General features: G+C 39.4%; 17 protein-coding genes. 15 read left to right on the forward strand and 2 right to left on the reverse strand.

Annotated elements, in window-relative coordinates:
* Positions 1–81: 81 nt before the first annotated feature.
* Together purH and purD are read left to right on the forward strand one after the other, a co-directional pair.
* Complete coding sequence (gene purH, locus FTU37_RS00905) at positions 82–1,656, forward strand: bifunctional phosphoribosylaminoimidazolecarboxamide formyltransferase/IMP cyclohydrolase (RefSeq protein WP_180034777.1); 1,575 nt, start codon at positions 82–84, stop codon at positions 1,654–1,656.
* 132 nt (positions 1,657–1,788) lie between these two features.
* Complete coding sequence (gene purD / locus FTU37_RS00910) at positions 1,789–3,072, forward strand: phosphoribosylamine--glycine ligase (protein ID WP_078193712.1); 1,284 nt, start codon at positions 1,789–1,791, stop codon at positions 3,070–3,072.
* Positions 3,073–3,129: 57 nt separating this feature from the next.
* Here purD and FTU37_RS00915 read toward each other — a convergent pair whose 3' ends face one another.
* The gene (locus tag FTU37_RS00915; RefSeq protein WP_180123604.1) at positions 3,130–4,356 is read right to left on the reverse strand and encodes a hypothetical protein; all 1,227 of its coding nucleotides are present in this window, start codon (positions 4,354–4,356) and stop codon (positions 3,130–3,132) included.
* A 264-nt stretch (positions 4,357–4,620) separates the two neighbouring features.
* Here FTU37_RS00915 and FTU37_RS00920 point away from each other — a divergent pair, with 264 nt between their 5' ends.
* Complete coding sequence (locus tag FTU37_RS00920; RefSeq protein WP_180123605.1) at positions 4,621–5,178, forward strand: GNAT family N-acetyltransferase; 558 nt, start codon at positions 4,621–4,623, stop codon at positions 5,176–5,178.
* A gap of 241 nt (positions 5,179–5,419) precedes the next feature.
* Here FTU37_RS00920 and FTU37_RS16820 read toward each other — a convergent pair whose 3' ends face one another.
* Positions 5,420–5,545 (reverse strand): pyrimidine/purine nucleoside phosphorylase, encoded by a 126-nt coding sequence (locus FTU37_RS16820; RefSeq protein ID WP_373686246.1) that lies wholly within the window; start codon positions 5,543–5,545, stop codon positions 5,420–5,422.
* Positions 5,546–6,398: 853 nt separating this feature from the next.
* On the opposite strand from FTU37_RS16820, the gene FTU37_RS00930 reads away from it, so the two are divergent.
* The 12 genes from FTU37_RS00930 to FTU37_RS16635 all read left to right on the forward strand — a co-directional run bounded on the left by FTU37_RS00930 (position 6,399) and on the right by FTU37_RS16635 (position 19,499).
* On the forward strand, positions 6,399–7,271 hold the full coding sequence (locus FTU37_RS00930; RefSeq protein WP_180123606.1) for a MetQ/NlpA family ABC transporter substrate-binding protein: 873 nt from the start codon (positions 6,399–6,401) through the stop codon (positions 7,269–7,271).
* A gap of 75 nt (positions 7,272–7,346) precedes the next feature.
* Positions 7,347–8,372, forward strand: coding sequence for a methionine ABC transporter ATP-binding protein (locus FTU37_RS00935; RefSeq protein WP_180123607.1), 1,026 nt, complete (start codon positions 7,347–7,349; stop codon positions 8,370–8,372).
* The gene (locus FTU37_RS00940) at positions 8,369–9,064 is read left to right on the forward strand and encodes a methionine ABC transporter permease (RefSeq protein ID WP_180123608.1); all 696 of its coding nucleotides are present in this window, start codon (positions 8,369–8,371) and stop codon (positions 9,062–9,064) included. Before FTU37_RS00935 ends, FTU37_RS00940 begins: the two co-directional genes overlap by 4 nt.
* 213 nt (positions 9,065–9,277) lie before the next feature.
* Positions 9,278–9,490, forward strand: coding sequence for a hypothetical protein (locus tag FTU37_RS16620; RefSeq protein WP_257225210.1), 213 nt, complete (start codon positions 9,278–9,280; stop codon positions 9,488–9,490).
* A gap of 153 nt (positions 9,491–9,643) precedes the next feature.
* On the forward strand, positions 9,644–9,928 hold the full coding sequence (locus tag FTU37_RS16625) for a hypothetical protein (protein WP_257225211.1): 285 nt from the start codon (positions 9,644–9,646) through the stop codon (positions 9,926–9,928).
* A gap of 129 nt (positions 9,929–10,057) precedes the next feature.
* A complete protein-coding gene (gene dnaE, locus FTU37_RS00950) occupies positions 10,058–13,630 on the forward strand; it encodes a DNA polymerase III subunit alpha (protein ID WP_180123609.1) in 3,573 nt (1,190 codons plus the stop codon).
* Between the two features lie 51 nt (positions 13,631–13,681).
* Positions 13,682–14,524, forward strand: a complete 843-nt coding sequence (locus tag FTU37_RS00955; RefSeq protein ID WP_180022698.1) for an RNA methyltransferase — start codon at positions 13,682–13,684, stop codon at positions 14,522–14,524.
* Positions 14,517–15,326 (forward strand): serine O-acetyltransferase, encoded by an 810-nt coding sequence (gene cysE, locus FTU37_RS00960; RefSeq protein ID WP_180123610.1) that lies wholly within the window; start codon positions 14,517–14,519, stop codon positions 15,324–15,326. Before FTU37_RS00955 ends, cysE begins: the two co-directional genes overlap by 8 nt.
* Before the next feature lie 106 nt (positions 15,327–15,432).
* Entirely contained in the window at positions 15,433–16,347 is a 915-nt protein-coding gene (locus FTU37_RS00965) for an ABUW_2363 family tetratricopeptide repeat lipoprotein (RefSeq protein ID WP_180123611.1), read from the forward strand.
* Between the two features lie 167 nt (positions 16,348–16,514).
* Complete coding sequence (locus FTU37_RS00970; protein ID WP_373686247.1) at positions 16,515–18,482, forward strand: esterase/lipase family protein; 1,968 nt, start codon at positions 16,515–16,517, stop codon at positions 18,480–18,482.
* Between the two features lie 576 nt (positions 18,483–19,058).
* Positions 19,059–19,211, forward strand: a complete 153-nt coding sequence (locus FTU37_RS16630) for a hypothetical protein (protein WP_257222567.1) — start codon at positions 19,059–19,061, stop codon at positions 19,209–19,211.
* Positions 19,212–19,400: 189 nt separating this feature from the next.
* A complete protein-coding gene (locus tag FTU37_RS16635) occupies positions 19,401–19,499 on the forward strand; it encodes a hypothetical protein (protein WP_257225212.1) in 99 nt (32 codons plus the stop codon).
* Positions 19,500–19,849 lie beyond the last annotated feature (350 nt).

Below are 19,849 nucleotides of genomic sequence, written 5' to 3' on the forward strand. Positions count from 1 at the left end.
GCGGCTTCCGCAGGCATTTTTTTTAACCTGCATTTTGCTAATTTTGTTTTAATCTGTTCCTTGAAAACTGTGACGAAGATCATGACTATTAAACGCGCTTTAATCTCTGTGTCTGACAAGACTGGAATTGTTGAATTTGCACAAGAACTTGCTGCTCTAGGGGTAGAAATTTTATCTACTGGCGGAACATACAAATTGTTGAAAGACAATAATGTTGCCGTAGTTGAAGTTTCAGAGCACACAGGTTTCCCAGAGATGATGGACGGCCGTGTAAAAACGCTACATCCGAAAATTCATGGTGGTATCTTAGCTCGTCGCGGTCTAGACGAAGCTGTGATGGCTGAACACAACATCGATGCAATCGATCTTGTTGTTGTTAACCTTTATCCGTTTGCTGCAACAGTTGCTAAACCAAACTGTTCACTTGCTGATGCGATTGAAAACATCGACATCGGTGGTCCGACTATGGTTCGTGCTGCTGCGAAAAACCATGCATCTGTAGGTATCGTAGTAAATGCATCTGACTATGGAACTGTTGTTGAAGAGTTAAAAGCTGAAGGTTCACTTTCACATGCAACTCGTTTTGACCTTGCGGTTAAAGCATTTGAACATACTGCACAGTATGACGGCATGATTGCATCTTACTTAGGCGCTCGCGTAGGTAAGGAAGAAGGTCAAGCAGATAAATTTGCGCGTACTTTCAATACTCAATTGAACAAAGTTCAAGACTTACGTTACGGTGAAAACCCGCATCAATCTGCTGCTTTCTATGTAGAAGACACAGCAACTGAGGCCTCTGTTTCTACTGCGAAACAACTTCAAGGTAAAGAATTATCTTATAACAACATCGCAGACACTGACGCAGCACTTGAATGTGTAAAATCATTTGCTAAGCCTGCTTGTGTAATCGTTAAACACGCAAACCCATGTGGTGTAGCAGTATCTCTAGACGGCATCCAAGCGGCTTATGACCTTGCTTATGCAACTGACCCTGAATCTGCATTCGGCGGCATCATTGCATTTAACCGTGAATTAGATGTTGCAACTGCGCAAGCCATTGTTGACCGTCAATTTGTTGAAGTGATCATTGCTCCAAGCGTTGCTGAAGGTGTACTTGAAGTCACTGGAGCGAAGAAAAACGTACGTGTACTCGTATGCGGCGAGCTTCCTGCAATTACTGAACGTAAAGCTCAGTTAGATTACAAACGTGTGAATGGCGGTTTGTTGGTTCAAGACCAAGACTTAGGCATGATCACGAAAGATGACCTTAAAGTTGTGACTAAACGTGCACCAACTGAAGCAGAAATTGATGACTTGATCTTTGCTTGGAAAGTTGCGAAATACGTTAAATCTAACGCGATTGTTTATGCGAAAGGCCGTCAAACCATTGGTGTTGGCGCAGGTCAAATGAGCCGCGTTAACTCTGCTCGTATTGCAGCAATTAAAGCTGAACATGCTGGTTTAGTGGTTGAAGGTGCGGTAATGGCATCTGACGCATTCTTCCCATTCCGTGATGGCATTGATAACGCTGCGAAAGCGGGTATCAAATGCATTATCCAACCGGGTGGTTCTATGCGTGATGAAGAAACAATTGCTGCTGCTGATGAAGCGGGTATTGCAATGGTCTTCACTGGCATGCGTCATTTCCGTCACTAAGTTGGCAACTTGATCATGACAATTAAGCACAGTCTTTTGCTTAATACACTAGATTTCTAATCTTGCATAAAGTCCTCTCCTGCTTTCAGGTTGAGGACTTTATGTCATTTTCGATTCATGGAGTATGAACCGATGAATATTTTAGTTTTGGGTAATGGCGGTCGTGAACATGCATTGGCATGGAAAATCGCACAAGATGACAAAGTTGCAAAAGTATTTGTAGCACCGGGCAATGCGGGTTCTGCAACTGAAAATAAATGCGAAAATGTTGCACTTAACATTTTAGACAACGCAGCGATTATCGACTTTGCAAAAAACAATGCTGTTGATTTAATCGTGGTTGGCCCTGAAGCACCGCTTGTAAATGGCGTTGTGGATGCTTGCCGTGAAGCAGGTGTAAAAATTTGGGGTCCAACTCAATTTGCTGCACAGCTTGAAGGCTCTAAAGCATTTGCGAAGCACTTCTTAAAACGCCATAACATCCCAACTGCTTTCTATGATGTATTTACAGAAGTAGATGCAGCAAAAGCATTTGTTGAAAAAAATGGTGCACCAATCGTAATCAAGGCAGATGGTCTTGCTGCGGGTAAAGGCGTAATTGTTGCCATGACCAATCAAGAAGCATTTGATGCGATTGATGACATGCTTGCCGGCAACAAATTTGGCGATGCTGGCTCACGCGTAGTAATCGAAGAATTCCTTGCAGGTGAAGAAGCTTCTTTCATTTGTATGATTGATGGCGACAACATTTTGCCAATGGCAACGTCTCAAGATCACAAGCGTATCTTTGAAGGCGACCAAGGCCCGAACACTGGTGGTATGGGTGCTTACTCTCCTGCGCCTGTTGTGACTGCTGACGTATTTGAAAAAACCATGAATGAAGTGATGCGTCCTACCGTTGAAGGTATGAAAAAAGACGGTCACGTGTATACAGGTTTCTTATACGCAGGCCTAATGATTGATGAACAAGGTCAGCCTAAAGTGATCGAGTTCAACTGTCGTTTTGGCGACCCTGAAACTCAGCCAATTATGATGCGTTTAAAATCATCTTTAGTTGATTTGGTTGAAGCTGGTATCGCTGGTAACTTACCTGCGGAAGCTGAATGGGATGAGCGCAAGACTGTAGGTATCGTACTTGCATCTAAAGGCTACCCAGAAACTTCTAGCAATGGTGATGTGATTTCTGGTTTAGACACAGAAATGGCTGATGCAAAAGTATTCCATGCAGGTACAAAAGCACTTGAAAATGGTGATATTGTGACTGCTGGTGGTCGTGTACTTTGTGTGACTGCTCTAGGCAACACGATTGGTGAAGCACAAGCCAAAGCGCTTGAACTATGCGAAAAAGTGACTTTTGATGGTGTTCAATACCGTAAAGATATTGGTTACCGCGCAATTGCTCGTGAAAATGCTTAATTTTAATTAAGTGTTAAAAACCCCGCTCAGTGCGGGGTTTTTAACACTTAAACTAAATTAAATTTTTTCAAATAACTCTGTAGCAATTTTTCGCGCTAAATTATCCTTATCATCCGATATTTCAGCTAAGTTTATAACATACTGAATTGCTTCACGGCCTGCTATTTCCAATGGCCCATAATCATCGTATTCTTCTCCTGTATATGCATTATAAGCTCTCAAATCATCTTGGGTAAAATCAGTTCCACACATTTGAGCCAAGTAAATATAGAGCCATGCTTCCCCACTATTTTTAAATAATTTTTGGTAAAGAAAATACTCAATAGCTTCTAAATTACCTTGATTACACAAATAGAGAACTTGGTTATAAACTGTCTCAGAATCTGCATCAAAGTTGATTTCATTAAGACTTAATGGACTGTCTTTGATATAAGATTCAAACTGTTCAGCTTGTTTTATATATTCCTCATACTTTTCTTTATTTTTTTTAGTTTGATCAGAACTAATATATTTTTGTTTATCATTATCCCAATAGCTACCAAAATTTGAACCACTCCTACCATAAGGGGCTATTTGATTTGCTAAATAACGATAATAACCACCTAAAACAGCGTAAGCATCAGGATTTTTACGGTCTTTAGCATAAGATAATATTTTTTCTAAATTATCTCCTATTGATTCAAAATCTAACTCATCTGAATCAAAGTAATTATCATCAATTTCGCTGAGAACTTCAAATGTTTGAACTAGACCATTATTAAAATCAACATAACTCAAAGAGTTTCGTATGTCCCTAAAGTTTATCACTTCGATATTGAACCATAAAAGTTCTCGATAAATAGTTTTAGCAATCGATAAATATAAAGCCTCTTCAGCATCTAATTTCAGTAAAGCCTGAAGTTTTACAATAATTTTTTTAATATTTTCTAAAAATTCACGACCTTCATAATCATCCCAATGAAGATCATCTTCATTAAAATTTGAATAATCTATTTTAGGCGGATTTTTAAGTATTTCTAGTGTTAAAGCACTCATCAATTCATGCTGATAATATTCTTCGGAATCATCATATTCAGCATCAAGTAAAAGATTCTGAGCAACTAAGGAATTATAAGTTTTATAACCTAGATCCAAAGCAATTAGTTCATAAATATGTGAACGACTAATTTTTACAGAATGTTGATCTTGAATTTTTTTAGATAATTGAAATGCGAATTCTTGAATAGACATAATTTTCCCTACTGCCAACTCTAAATTCTTTATACAAAGAATCTTTGGTGTCATAAGACTTTTAGCAACGCATGTTTAAATGCTAAGAACCAAACGAGTTGATACTTAAGAAAATTAAATTTCGGTATGACTTAAAACTAAGACATTAAATTTTTGAATCCCTTTTCTACTCATGCGTAAGTACGGTAGGCGACCTTAAACCAATACTATCCAATCTCATATTTCTTTGCAATCATATTTCTAAGGAATCAAAAATTTTAATATCACCTAAAATAAAACCTGCTAAATTTTTCTATAATTAAAATTCAATCCTAATTTATGACAAATTTGATCCAAACCCCTCGCCTCATTCTCCGTCAATGGCAAGACTCCGACACCGCCCCATTTATTCAAATGTGTGCAGATGACGACGTCATGCGTTATTTTCTAAAAAAACTCGATGCTTCAGAAGCTACTGTATTTATGCAATGCTTAAAAGATGCGATTGAAACACGAGGTTGGGGCTTATATGCCGTCGAGCTTAAAGCCACAGGCGAATTTATTGGCTTTATCGGCTTACACGTACACCCACCTGAGTTTGAAATAGTCGATGCACCTGAAATCGGCTGGCGACTACTACCGCAATATTGGCATCAAGGTTATGCCACCGAAGGAGCAAAAGCTGTACTCAAACATGCTTTTAGAAACTTAAGACTAGATAAAGTTATTTCCTTCACTGCAAGTTTGAACACACCATCAGAATGTGTCATGCAACGCATAGGTATGCATAAAGTACGCGAGTTTAATCATCCGCTTGTACCAGCAGAACACCCATTAAACCGTCATGTGCTGTATGAAATACAGCGTAGTGATTATTTGCACATCCCCTTTTGCTAATTCAATAATTATTCACGGCAAAACCAAAGCACATTAACTCTGCCAAACAGTGACTATAGGTAATGTTAAAAACTTTAAATATAGTTACCGTAGGATTTCGTATAAGAAAGCTAAATCATTCATTGAATCATATAAAATACCCCGCTAAGTGCGGGGTTAAGAAAAAATATCAATATCGATCACTAGCAATTAAAACATCTTGAGGTGTAAGCTGAAGCAACTCCAACCTGTTTAAGCATGCTTAATCAAAATGGCATACATAATCAACGACATCAGTACATTGCACTTTAAAAATAGAATCTTGTGGAACAATAAAGCTTTCGCCAAAAGTATATTGAAAAAACTCGCCCTGCTCCCCAATTTGCACAACACACTACCCCGATGTGATTTCAACACGTTCTTTCACATGCACCTCAAACGTCATAGGTTGTTCTGATATCAAAAATACACCGATAGTTTTTTTGGCTACCATCTTCCATTTTTTAAACATGGCTCACCGATCTACCACCATAATGAACCGTAGGCTTTTTTACAAATGAGACGAAATCAAACTGATTTAACATAGCGTGCCGCACATAGCAATTTATTATGATCAATTATTAAGCAGTTTATCTTAAACGCTGTAGCGGATTCAATCTTCCTCAGATTTAGATCTAAGATTTTGAAAAACCATGAATCAGAGTTGAACTTCAAATATATCAATAAAGATTTCAATGCAGATTAGATTGAAGCTCTCCGTTATTTTCACATATGAATGTTACAAATTTTGTGTATGACAGGACTTATTTCATTTTTATCATTTTTTCAGCAATACATTTTAAAATTTGTTATATAGACCTAAACATATACAAATGACGTACTTAAATAGTTTAATTATAAATAATATATTGTTTTTACTTATTAAATTATTTAATTAAACATATTCCATATACATTTTTGGTGCTAAGCATAACTTTTTAAATCACTATATTGAATAATAAAAAATTGATATGATGCCTAGCGAAATATAGAGATTTGCTTTATTAAATCTTTTGTTTACAGCAGCTTGCAATGGCTATCTTTTCCCATTTGGAAAATAGACTCAGATCTAATTGTATAAGTCTGTGTAGCATTCTAAATTATTAAGCATCTATCAGCCTGTCTGATAAAAGACTTAAGTAAATCTCTCCATAATATGATTTGTGAATTTATTAATTTTATAAATTTACTCGGGTGAATATATGAAAAAGCTCCTAGGATTAGTTCTCGGTTTATCTGTGGGCCTTTCAGGCTGTGGTAAACAAGAAGCTCCTGCAACTGACGCCGCACAACAAAAAGACACTGCAGAAGTGCAAACTGTTACCATGGCTTCGACTGGTTCAGATGCTGATATTTGGCGCTATATTGCTACGCTTCCTGAAACCAAAGAAGCTGGCATTAAACTTGAAGTGAAAAACTTCACTGACTATGTGTCTATGAACACTGCTGTAGCGAACAAAGAAATTGATGTTAATGCATTCCAGTCATATGCCTATATGGTTGCGTTTAACGACAACAATAAAGATAAAATCGCACCGCTTTCGACTACTTATTTAGAGCCAATGGGTATCTATTCAAGCAAAGTCAAAAAACTTGAAGAGTTCAAAACAGGTGCAACCATTGCGATTCCAAATGATGGCGCAAACGAATCACGTGCATTATTACTGCTTCAATCTGCTGGCTTAATCAAACTTAAAGCAGATTTTGACGATGTAAAAGGCACACCTGCTGACGTAACTGAAAATGCGAAGAAAATCGTAATCAAGCCAATCCAAATGGCGACTGCGGTTCGTGTTAAAGACGAAGTTGATGCGATTGTTTTGGGTAATACCCTTGCAATGGAAGGTGGTTTAAACGTACTAAAAGATGCGGTTTACTATGAGCCAATCGATCAAAGTACAAAAATGAACGTGAACATTCTTGCTGTTGCTGCTGACCGTCAAAATGACCCAGTACTACAAAAAGTAGGCGCGCTTTATCACACTTCAGCTGTTAAAGCTTACATCGATGAACATTTTGGTGGTACTAAAATTGATGTAAACAAACCAACTAGCTACCTCACTGAAGCAAAATAGTAATATAATTTCTTCAAATAAACAGGCAAAGTTTACTTTGCCTGTTTTTTCATTTTTGAACCCTTTTTTGACGCTATGATCCAATTTAAAAATATCTCCAAGCATTTTGAGCTAAAAGGCCAAACCGTTACAGCACTGGATCAGATTAATCTGGACATTCCAGATGGCTGTATTTTCGGTCTAATTGGCTACAGTGGTGCAGGCAAAAGTACCTTAATCCGTTTAATTAATTTGCTAGAACGTCCGAGTGAAGGGCAAATTATTATTCATGATAAAGACTTTACTGCTTTAAATTCGGCAGAGCTTCGTCAAGAAAGAACCAATATTGGCATGATCTTCCAGCACTTCAATTTACTGCAAACCAAAACAGTTGCAGAAAATATTGAAATGCCGCTTAAACTTTTAGGTGTAGCTAAAGCTGAACGCCAAAAACGTTTAGAAGAGTTGCTCGAATTTATTGACCTAAAACATAAGAAAAATGCCTATCCAGATGAGCTCTCTGGTGGTCAAAAACAACGTGTCGGGATTGCCCGTGCGCTTGCCAATCATCCTAAAATTTTACTGTGTGATGAAGCAACATCTGCTCTCGATCCGCAAACCACCAAATCGGTATTGGCGTTATTAAAGAAAATCAATCAAGAACAAGGCATTACCATTGTCATGGTCACCCATGAAATGGATGTGATTGAATCCGTTTGTGATTATGTTGCGGTAATGGAACAAGGGAAAGTCATCGAACATGGCTCAACTTTAGAGATTTTTAGTCAGCCAAAACACACTACAACCAAAAACTTTATTCAAACTGTATTACAGCAACAGCTCCCTGTTAATATTTTAAATAATTTAGAAAATCAAAATCATAACAGTATTTATTGTTTAAAATTTCTGGGCAGTTCGGCACAAGAAACTGTGATTCAGGCGGTAATTAAACAGTTTGATATTAGCCTGAGTATTTTGTTTGCCAATATGACTGAAATTAATGGTGCGGTGATTGGACAAATGTTCGTTCAGCTATTAGGTGATACAGCATTGATTCAACAAGCGGTGGCGTTCTTAGAACAACATGGTGTTGAAGTCACTCAAGCAGGAGTTCAGCAATGAGAGATTTAATTGTTCAATGGCTGACTCAAATTACAGCACCCTTTTGGAAAAGTTCTTTGTCCATGGATCAGTTCGTCACTGCCCTACAAGAAACTTTTCACATGGTGTTCTTTGCCATGCTCTTTGGCTGTATTTGGGGTTTTATCCAGGCCGTGATTTTATATGTCTCACGTCCACAAGGCATTTTGCCTAACCGTGTCATCTACCATGGTTTGAACCCGATAGTGAATGCGCTGCGTTCATTGCCATTTATTATCCTCTTGATTGCGGTCATCCCTTTGACCAAAGTTATTGTGGGTACTTCAATTGGTACTTGGGCTGCAATTGTTCCTCTCACAATCTATGTTGGTCCTTACATTGGTCGTCTGATTGAAACTTCGTTGCTTGAAGTGCATGACGGCATCATTGAGTCTGCTCAAGCGATGGGTGCATCTCCGCTGCAAATCATTACTAAATTTGTCCTACCAGAGTCTCGTAGCTCTTTAATTTTAAACTTAACGACTGCAACCATTAGCTTAATTGGTGCAACAGCCATGGCGGGTGCAGTAGGTGCAGGCGGTATCGGTGATCTTGCCATTTCTTATGGTTATCAACGTTTTGATAGTAGCGTGGTGATCATGACCGTGATTGTCTTATTGATTTTGGTGCAAATTGTACAAAGTCTTGGCGATTGGTTATCGAAGTTACGTTGAGCCATCACGATTTATATAAGCTCTCTTCGGAGGGCTTTTTAGTGTTTAAAATTTAGTTTTTAATGCAGAACTAAAACCAAGATTTCTTTGACCCTAAATTACTTTGACGGCAAATTAGCAACACAATAGAATTTAAAATTCGCCCCTCAACATTACGTTTCCAAAAACTTGAATTACGACAAAACATCAAAAGAACAGGATTTTATATTCCCCATGGAAACTACACTGCCAGCACAAATTTTCCGCTTAACTTTTTTCACAACTGAGATATTGATCACTTCAGCAGCATCTGCATCCATTGCTGATTATGACTATGTCACTAGTATTAAGGCAAATGATATTGACTTAGCCTTACCCTTGCTTGCATCAAAAGCAAATGCATTAATCAGCAAAAATCCAGTAAAGCTTAAATATGAATATTCATAATGTACCGGCAATACTGAATTTCATGTCACATCAAAAGGTAAATTTCTAAAATTTGAAATTTATGCAGAGGACAATCCTCAAGTTAAGAATGATTCATTCTATAAAAATAAAAGCAGCTTCGCCCAACTTGGACAAACCAAAGGGGATGTTTGGATGGAATGGGATAACTCCACGCAAATACGCGATAAAATTCAAATTGGATCAAAAAACCTGACAAGCCAATATAACTTTCAACAATTTGTAAAAGACTTCCCCAAAAGTGCAAAATTAGCCAATCCAAATGAAGTGGCTTATGTGATTTTACTCTCACCTGCTCATGCCAAATCCGTGCTGAAAGAGCCGCATAACTATGATTTACCCTATATTGGCAATCTAGCCTTCAACTTTAAAAATAGCAAATTAATAGCTTTTTCAGTTAATCAAGGTATTGCTTGCTAAACCGTGATTGTCATACAGCGTTTATTGCTTAAACAGTGAATTTATAAATCTGCATAAAGCCATGCAATAAACGCAAGTTTGATCTCAGAGCATGCTAAAATCAGCAGCTGTTTTCGCAGGGACTCATCTATGCACTTTGTACATCTTGGTATTTTTACAGAATTTTCCATTACTGAATCTATTGTACGTATACCTGATCTTGTAAAAGCTGCAGCTGCAGATGAAATGCCCGCTCTGGCCATTACTGACCTTTCAAATCTACATGCTGCTGTAAAATTCTATAAAAAGTGCTTAGATAAAGGCATTAAACCCATATTTGGTTCAACCATTCGTTTGAATGATGCTGAACACAAAGCTACTCTTCTAGCGATGACCAATAAAGGTTGGCGCAGTCTAACAGAGTTGGTTTCTGAAGGTTATATTTCAGGTCAACAGCTTGATATTCCTTGCGTAAAAAAAGATTGGATTTTAAATCAACACCAAGACTTGATTGTTTTACTGGGTATGCAAAGTGATGTCGGCAAAATGCTTTGCTCTTCCAACCCGCAAAAAGCTGAACCACTGTTAGCTGAATGGGTCGAAAAATTTGGCAATCGTGTTTATCTAGCGATTACACGAACTGAGCGCTCGGGTGAAGAAGACTTTATTCACGAAGCAGTAAAACTTGCGAAGAAATTTAACATTGGTGTGGTTGCTCATAACGATGTGCATTTTATACGTAAAGAAGATTTCGAGGCACATGAAGCACGCGTTTGTATTGCCGATGGCTATGTCCTCGGTGACAATCGTCGCCCTAAAAATTACAGTCCTGAACAGTATTTTAAAACTGCCGAGGAAATGACGGAGCTGTTTGCAGACATTCCAACGGCTATAGAAAATACCTATCACATTGCGCGACGCTGTAATGTGTCATTACGTTTAGGCTTCCATGACCTTCCCGATTATCCAATTCCTAAAGGCCATACAATTGACACCTATTTTGAACATTTATCAAAAGAAGGTTTAGAAGAACGTTTAGCGCATTTGTACCCTGTCGAACAACGTGGTGACGACTGGCCAGAAATTCGTAAGCCTTATGATGAACGTTTGGCTTATGAAGTCGGGATCATCCTGACCATGCAATTCCCAGGTTATTTCCTAATTGTCATGGACTTTATTCAATGGTCTAAAGGTAATGGCGTGCCTGTTGGTCCAGGCCGTGGTTCGGGTGCAGGTTCCTTGGTTGCCTATAGTTTAAAAATTACTGACCTAGACCCACTACGTTATGACCTACTGTTCGAGCGTTTCTTAAACCCTGAACGTGTATCAATGCCCGACTTTGACGTCGATTTCTGTATTGCAGGTCGTGACCGTGTTATTGACTATGTTGCACGCACTTATGGTCGAGATGCGGTCTCTCAGATTGCAACTTTCGGGACCATGGCAGCAAAAGGTGCGATTCGTGACGTAGCCCGTGTCTTGGGTAAATCCTATGGTTTGGCTGACCGTATTTCTAAAATGATTCCGACCAAGCCTTTAGGTTTAAGTTTGGAAGAATCCATTGAGGCCGAACCACAGCTCAAAGATATTGTCACCAACCCATCAAATCCTGATAACGACGATGCAGCCGAAATTTGGGAAATGGCACTCAAACTTGAAGGCATTACCCGTAATACAGGTAAGCACGCCGGTGGTGTGGTCATTGCACCAACCAAGTTAACTGACTATTCAGCAGTACTGTGTGATGCAGATGGGACGAACCGTGTAGCCCAATTCGATAAAGACGATGTGGAAGCTGCTGGTCTGGTCAAATTCGACTTCTTGGGCTTACGTAACTTAACGGTAATCGAAGATGCCATTAAGCACATCAATGCCCGTCCAGATATCACCATACCTGTCGATATTTCCCTGATTCCTTTGGATGATAAACCTGCCTATGCCGTGTTCGCAGATGCGAATACCACAGCGGTTTTCCAGTTTGAATCCGTCGGCATGAAAAAAATGCTGAAAGAGGCACGTCCAAGCAAGTTTGAAGAAATTATTGCCTTCGTATCGTTATACCGTCCAGGCCCGATGGATCTGATTCCTGACTTTATTTTCCGTATGCATGGTGGCGAGTTTGAATACTTACATCCACTACTGGAAAGTGTTCTTGAACCGACGTACGGCATTATGGTGTATCAGGAACAGGTCATGCAGGCAGCGCAGTTCTGTGCTGGCTATAGCTTGGGTGGCGCGGATTTACTTCGTCGTGCCATGGGTAAAAAGAAAGTCGAAGAAATGATTAAGCACCGTCAGATCTTTACTGAAGGTGCTGCAACCAAAGGTATTGATGCAGATACGGCCAACCATATCTTCGATTATATGGAAAAATTCGCAGGCTATGGTTTTAACAAATCCCATGCCGCAGCCTACGCCCTTGTTGCATATCAAACCGCTTGGTTAAAAGCACATTTCCCTGCTGAATTTATGTCAGCGGTGATGACCTCGGAAATGCAGAACACGGACAACGTGGTGTTCTTAATCGATGACTGTCGTATTAATGGTCTTGAAGTCTTACCACCTTCGGTCAATATGTCTTTATATAATTTCCATGCCAGCGATCCAAAAACCATCGTCTATGGTTTAGGTGCGATCAAGGGTGTCGGTGAAGCTGCCATGCAGTCTGTGATTGACTCACGTATCCAAGATGGCCCATATAAAGATCTGTTTGACTTCTGTCATCGTATTGACCTAAAAAAAATCAATAAGCGCACGCTTGAAGCATTGATTCGTGGTGGCGCATTGGATTGTTTAGGATTAGAACGCGCTGACTTGATGGCGCAATTGCCAGAAGCTGTACAAGCGGCTGACCAAGCCCGTACAAACCGCGAAACAGGGATGATGGATTTATTTGGTGAAGTTGAAGAAGTTCAGCGTAAACCTTCTAAACCTGTTAAACCGTGGTCAGATGAAGTTCGTCTTAAAGGTGAAAAAGATACTCTTGGGCTTTATCTAACAGGTCATCCGATCGATGTGTATCGATCAGAGCTAAAAGCCTTTATTTCACAGCGCATTAATGAGCTTACGCCTACACGACGTGGTGTCACTACAGTATTTGCAGGCCTAGTAGTCGATGTTGCCAACTTCCCGAACCGCATGATGGTAACGCTCGATGATGGTACAGCACGTATTGAAGTGTCTGCGAATCACGAACGTTTTAACCGCTTCAAAGACGTGATTCAAAACGAAAAAGTGGTGGTGATTGAAGGTGAAATTTATGAGCGTGAAGGTTTTGACCGCCCAATGGGTCGTCTAACCAAAGCCTTCAGTCTGAATGAAATCCGTCAAAAACGTGCCAATGCGATTCAAATCAAATTAACGCCTGAACATTTTAGTAAAACGCTCTCACGTGATATCCAAAATATTCTGCTGCCTTTTTGCAATGTTGATATGTGTACGCATATTCCTGTGCAGTTATATATTGACTACCCATATGCGACGGCTGACATTCATTTGGGCTTAAACTGGAAAGTTGCCCCGCTAGATGAGCTACTGTCTAAGCTGCGTGACTACTTTGGTAAAGAATCTTTGCATGTTGAATATCATGTCAAATCCAAAGCAGCCAAAGCGGTGAGTTATGAACAAGCCTCTATTCCTGCGCAAGTTCCTCCACCGCCAGATGGGATGAGCATGGATGATGCCATGGATTTATACCAAGCTGAAGCCAATCAATTTTCTTAAAGTTTAAACGCTGTTTGAACTGCTTTTTTAAATAAACATATTGGAAATATCATGAATCAAACTGACAATGCTGCGGTTTCAGCACATCTCTCCCATGTGCGTATTGTCATGGTGAATACAACATTACCCGCAAATATTGGTAGTGCATTACGTGCCATGAAAACCATGGGACTTTCAAAGCTGGTCTTAGTTGCACCTAAGACTTACCCGCATCCAGACATTAATGCCTTGGCTGCCGGAGCTGTCGATTTAATAGATCAAATTGAAATTGTTGAATCATTAGAAGATGCTATTAAAGATTGTCATATTGTCTTTGGGACCAGTGCACGTAGTCGCACCATTCCATGGCCTTTACTTGACGCTCGCCCTGCTGCAGAAATGTCTCTCAAAGCGGTCTGCGAACAACAACAAGAAATTGCCGTAGTATTTGGCCGTGAAGACCGTGGTTTGACCAATGAAGAATTGGCAATGGCTAACTACCATGTCACCATCCCTGTGAATACTGAATATGGCGTTTTAAACGTTGCCCAAGCGATTCAGGTGATTTGCTATGAAATGCGCATGGCTGCCCTTGCACATACTGAGTTAACTTCAAATCCTGATGCCAATATGCATGTTACCGATGACATCGATATGGAATGGGATGAACCTTTGGTGACCCATGAAATGATGGAACAGTTCTACCCGCATATTGAAAAAATGCTGGCAGAGATTGAATTTATGGATCCAAAAAATCCAAGATTATTACCTTTACGCTTGCGTCGCCTATTTGGACGTATACAATTAGATCGTATGGAATACCACTTATTACGTGGCATCTTTAGCCGAGTACAGGCTTTAAATAACGGAACATGGAAAAAATCTACAGACAATGAGGATCAATCTAATGCTTAAGCAGCTTAAAGAAGATATACAGGCTGTATTCGCGCGCGATCCTGCTGCACGAAATACGCTCGAAGTCTTAACGACTTATCCAGGAATTCATGCCTTGATCATGCATCGTATGGCACATGAACTTTGGAAAAAAGAGTGTAAAGGCTCAGCTCGCTTATTGTCTTCTTTTAGCCGCTTTGCCACAGGCATTGAGATTCATCCGGGTGCGAAAATCGGTCGTCGTTTCTTCATTGACCACGGTATGGGTGTGGTAATTGGTGAAACGGCCGAAATTGGTGATGATGTCACCCTTTACCATGGTGTGACCTTAGGGGGGACAACATGGAACAAAGGCAAACGTCACCCAACTCTGGAAGATGGTGTAGTGGTTGGCGCTGGTGCAAAGATCTTGGGCCCATTTACGGTGGGTAAAAATGCCAAAGTCGGTTCAAATGCCGTCGTGACTAAAGAAGTTCCTGCAAATACTACTGCTGTGGGCAATCCAGCACGCTTTATCACCAAAGATAGACCAAAAGATGAAGCGGAAACCCGTCGTCGCGATTATGCAGAAAGTATTGGTTTCCAACCGTATGCTGCAACACAAGACCAAACTGACCCAATGTTAGAAGGTATGCGTGTATTGTTAGATCGTATTCAGCACAATGAAAAACGTATGAATAATTTGTGTCAGCGTTTGTCTCTCCTTGACCCAACGTTCAAAAAGCAACAGCTTAATGAACAACCTTTTAGTCAGGAAGAACTTAAAATCATTGAAGATGTGCGCCGCGAATGCGAAGCTCAAAGTAGTCAATCTAAGGCTTAACCAAAAGCAATCAGAATAAGTTGCCTTTAACTTGCATGTTGTTCAGAGTTTTTTTAGACTGACCAACATGCTTTTTTGTATAAAATAAATTTAATGGATGAATCATATGACGCTTAAGCCCTTGGCAGTTGCTTGTATTGCTTTAACCCTTGCCGCTTGTGGAAGCGCCCCAACTAAAAATAATGCTCCTAAAGATGCCATGATTTTTGTAGAGCCTGAACTGACTCCACCTTTCTACGCACTCAACCCATTTAACTACGATGCACCACCTCCTTTTGAATTAAATTTACAAAAAGCTGCAGCACAGCCTGTGACTAAGATGGTGGTAACTAGCCCGACCGACCCATCTAAACAACTGACACTTGAAGAAAACCGTCTGATTATTCCAATTGTAGACAGCAAAGTACGTTCAATGAAATTTGCTGCTTTAGCGGGTGATAATGAAATCGACATTACTGAAATTGATGATTTCTTACAGCTCGTTGAAGGTAAAGCACGTCACTATCCACCTCGTTTTGTTCAACGCCAAGAACGCAAAGGGTTTGAGCTTAAACTCAAGGAAGTTACGCAAAAATTAGATACCCTTGCATCTAAAGACAACGCTTCTTTTGATGTTTTAGTTCGTGCATTTAAAGCCAGTGTGATGGCACGTAACCTCGACTTAGGTTCTGTATACACCACTAAATCATTAACTTATGCACAGCGTATTTTAAAAATCAACCAAGATGATGCTGAAGCAAATTTCTGGTTCGGTTTCGGTTTGTCTGAAGGTGGCGGTCAACGTGAAGCGATTCCATACCTAAACAAAGCGATGAAAGCGGGTGTTCAAGAAGCGTATCTTTCTGCAGCAAATAACTACATTGCGATGGAACAAAAAAAGAACGCAATTCAGGTCTTAAAGAACTATAAAGTGAAATACCCACAAGAAGGCGAAGTCGCTGACCGCTTAATTCAAGAAATTGAAAAGCAAGGCCGTTGGAATGTTTGGCAAGTTCTAAATCCACCTAAAGCTACATCTTAATTGTAACGATTTAGAAAATTCTTTTGAAAAAAGACCGTTTTAACGGTCTTTTTTCATTTAAGGCGAATTGAAAATCCTGACAATTATCGTATGATTTGAAAATATTCAACCCAATGTGCGACCCCTTTATGCAGCTAAATACTAAAACAATACTGCTCCTTGGAATCATGAGTACCAGCGTACTGAGTGGATGTCAGGTCGTCAGTGTCAAAAACCAAAAACTCAACGTTTCTATTGCCAATGAACGTGAAAGTATTATTTCTCGAAACAAACTCAGCGAAGCCAGTTTAAATGTCTTGTCGATGACAGGTCGTGAAGCCAAAGCGTGTATAGAAGACCCGAAAGCCTGTGTTAATGAACTACAACAGATCCCTCAAATTCAAGATGAACAATTATTGTCTACGGCAAGTGAATTATATTTAGCCAAAGCCATCGAATATGAGTCTTCTTCAGCCTGTAAATTAGGTCTTCTCAGTAGCCACAAATCAGAAGAAAAACAAAAAATTGAACAAGACACTTATAACAAATGTTTAGATCAACAGCTGACGCTACTGGATAAAAGTATTCGCTATAGCTACGCCTATATGTTTAAAACCAAACGTGCGCCTGCTGACCGTATTTTTGATAACCGCCAAGTTCAAATCCGAGATTTCTATAATCAAGGGATTGCTAAACTGGTTAGCAGCTATGCACTACGTTATAAACCGCAAGAAGTCACCCAACAGATCAAAGTCGGACAAACCACCTATCATATTGACTTCAGCCATTACCCAGAACTCAAAAATCGTAAAATTGAACAATTGATGTCAACCTATAACCTCAACTTCTCAGGTTTACGTTCAATTACCCGCCGAGATGGTTTTGGTTCCGAATTCCTTGTGGTTTTACCCGAAGAACATACAGTTGAAACAGGCAAAGCCAAATATATTATCAACCCGATTGATTTTAAATATCCGTCTGGTTCAAATCCTAATATCCATCAAGCGCGATATTTAGCTGCAACCTTAACGGCTGAACCACTAAGCGCTACAACTACAGTTGATCAAATTTTGAATCAACATGAGTTTCAAATTAAAGCTTACGACCCGTATAAGTATGAACAGGTCAATATTGCCAATAAAAACTATGCGCTTGCTGCCAATTTTTCTGCTCCATATGGTCTTTGGTTAGCACAAAATAACTTGGGTAAGGCCGCGTATTTATCTCTGATTGACCGTGACGAAAAACTCACGATGCCGCATCTCTACATGCTTGAACCATATAATCCTGACAAGAAAGTTATCGTCTTGGTACATGGTCTTGCTAGCAGCCCTGAAGCATGGATTCGTCTGACTAACGATATTATGGGCGATTCAGTGCTACGTGAACATTATCAAGTGTGGCAAGTCTTCTATTCAACTAATATGCCGATTATTGAAAGCCGCTTCCAAATTTATTCCATTTTGACTCAGACCTTTAGCAAAGTAGACGCCAATGCCGCAGCTAAAAAAGATGCTGTTCTAGTCGGTCATAGTATGGGCGGCATTATTGCACGACTACTGGTCAGCCAAGCGGATACCACACAAGCAGCTTTGAAAATGATGAATTCACGTCAATTAAATCAGTACCGAAATATTCCAGTCGTGAAGCAACGTATGGTGATTGAAGATATTCCAAATTTCAGCCGCGCAATTTTTTTAGCTGCACCGCATCGTGGTACAGAATATGCAGATCGCTGGTTTACCAAAGCCGCTCGAAAAATTATTAAACTCCCAGGAGCTTTTTTATCGGCCATGGGTGATGTGTTAACTCAAGAAGAAGACCTGAAAGATTTATTTCGTGAAATTGACCATGGCTTGATCCAAAATGGACCAAGTGACTTAAGTCATCAATCAAAATTTATCGCGCTCACTGAAGATATTCAGCCGCGTAAAGGTTTGAAATTTCACTCAATTATGGGAAATAATACCAACAGCCAAGATAAAAACGTAATCTCGGATGATGTCGTGCCATACACCAGTGCTCATCTAGAGGGTGCTGTTTCAGAAAAAATAATTAAAGGGGGTCATTCGATTCAAGAAACCCCTGAAGCGGTACTCGAACTACGCCGTATACTACGACTGCATTTGCTTGAACTTGGCCTCTATAAACCATAATGCAATACAACATTTAATTCGATCTACATATTTTAAAACCGATCTCAGGATCGGTTTTTTTTATTTCTGCATTTACTTGAACATGCCATTATTCACGTAATTACTATATAAGCTTTTTTTTAATCATTTTAAAACTCAAAAGCACTCGTTAAACTTTATATAAACCTTATATTAGAGATAAATTATTGTAAAATAAAGACAAAATATTGTGCGCTTTTCCTAATTATTTTATGAGCATATCGAATTATGAAATTATAAGGCTTAAAGTCACTTCATCTGGATGAAATTGGGGGTTAAATCATAACTATATTGAATAAAGTATATTTTACGTCAAGTTTATAATCCATTTATCAACCGCTCTACCGTGATGAAGTGGCGAAAGAATTTCGTTTTCGCGGAATCATTATTTTTCTCCTGTATACCCTGTCATGTACGGGGATTTATCAAGTGATTCCATAACGCAGTTTTGTAGATTCCTTTGTATATTTGGGTAGTGTTTATCATTCTGATTGCATGGGATTTTTCTTTTTTTCCGCATTAACCCCTTATTTTAATGTTTATACTTGTCTAGGCTCGATGTGCGCTGTTGCAATCATATTTATCATCTTTACTGTGATTGGTAATGATCACAATGATGCGCTATTACATGCAGCCATGAAGTATGCCTTGGTCATCATCTATGCCTTTGTTGGTATGCGTTTTTATATTGCCATGGTTGCGGGTTGGTAGAACATGACCACTGACTGGGCTAGCAAACCGTTGTCCGTTATAAGGAGCTTTAGAACAGCTATGGCATTATGCCCTACGCCATCAACAGCCTTTAAGCATCATAGTGATCGATATCGAATTTTTGAAAATTAAAATGATCATTTAGGTCATCAGGCGGGTGACATCTGCCTGACCCAAATTGCAGAGGTTTTGTCTCAAATCACTAATCGAAATGGTGAGTTAGCTGCACACTATGGCAGCGAAGAGTTTTTACTCCTCTTTAAGGTGTTAACTGAAGCTGAAAATTGAACCTTTGGCAGCCGATTTATTACGCAGAATTTAATCACTCGAACTTCCACATCCAGCCAGCCATATGTCTAAATTTGTGAAGATTAGCATCGGTACGGAAACGATCATTCCATCCAAATCTTATCAAATTCAGAAATTTATATAGGCTGCCGATCGTGCACTTTACCTTGCAAAAGGTAGCGGTCGCAACCAATATCGATTAGCTCAGGCTGAAGCGCAGCTTGATGTTTGAGTCAGTTTATCGCTTTGTAAATGTATCCATTGTTGAATTTACACACAGACTTTTTAGCGTTTATAAATAATATTTTGACTGCTTTTTTTACATGCAGACAAACCTTTTCTGGCATTTT

Origin of the sequence: Acinetobacter sp. YH12097, assembly GCF_013419225.1 — a bacterium.
GTDB lineage: Bacteria > Pseudomonadota > Gammaproteobacteria > Pseudomonadales > Moraxellaceae > Acinetobacter > Acinetobacter amyesii.

Bases quoted from the DNA above. Each gene is read 5' to 3' on its own strand.
- FTU37_RS00955 (WP_180022698.1), top strand. From the start codon at position 13,682: ATGAATCAAACTGACAATGCTGCGGTTTCAGCACATCTCTCCCATGTG.
- FTU37_RS00935 (WP_180123607.1), top strand. From the start codon at position 7,347: ATGATCCAATTTAAAAATATCTCCAAGCATTTTGAGCTAAAAGGCCAA.
- dnaE (WP_180123609.1), top strand. From the start codon at position 10,058: ATGCACTTTGTACATCTTGGTATTTTTACAGAATTTTCCATTACTGAA.
- FTU37_RS00915 (WP_180123604.1), bottom strand. From the start codon at position 4,356: ATGACACCAAAGATTCTTTGTATAAAGAATTTAGAGTTGGCAGTAGGG.
- FTU37_RS16630 (WP_257222567.1), top strand. From the start codon at position 19,059: ATGTGCGCTGTTGCAATCATATTTATCATCTTTACTGTGATTGGTAAT.
- purD (WP_078193712.1), top strand. From the start codon at position 1,789: ATGAATATTTTAGTTTTGGGTAATGGCGGTCGTGAACATGCATTGGCA.
- FTU37_RS00970 (WP_373686247.1), top strand. From the start codon at position 16,515: ATGAGTACCAGCGTACTGAGTGGATGTCAGGTCGTCAGTGTCAAAAAC.
- FTU37_RS16625 (WP_257225211.1), top strand. From the start codon at position 9,644: ATGGAATGGGATAACTCCACGCAAATACGCGATAAAATTCAAATTGGA.
- FTU37_RS00920 (WP_180123605.1), top strand. From the start codon at position 4,621: ATGACAAATTTGATCCAAACCCCTCGCCTCATTCTCCGTCAATGGCAA.
- FTU37_RS00930 (WP_180123606.1), top strand. From the start codon at position 6,399: ATGAAAAAGCTCCTAGGATTAGTTCTCGGTTTATCTGTGGGCCTTTCA.
- FTU37_RS16620 (WP_257225210.1), top strand. From the start codon at position 9,278: ATGGAAACTACACTGCCAGCACAAATTTTCCGCTTAACTTTTTTCACA.
- FTU37_RS00940 (WP_180123608.1), top strand. From the start codon at position 8,369: ATGAGAGATTTAATTGTTCAATGGCTGACTCAAATTACAGCACCCTTT.
- FTU37_RS00965 (WP_180123611.1), top strand. From the start codon at position 15,433: ATGACGCTTAAGCCCTTGGCAGTTGCTTGTATTGCTTTAACCCTTGCC.
- purH (WP_180034777.1), top strand. From the start codon at position 82: ATGACTATTAAACGCGCTTTAATCTCTGTGTCTGACAAGACTGGAATT.
- cysE (WP_180123610.1), top strand. From the start codon at position 14,517: ATGCTTAAGCAGCTTAAAGAAGATATACAGGCTGTATTCGCGCGCGAT.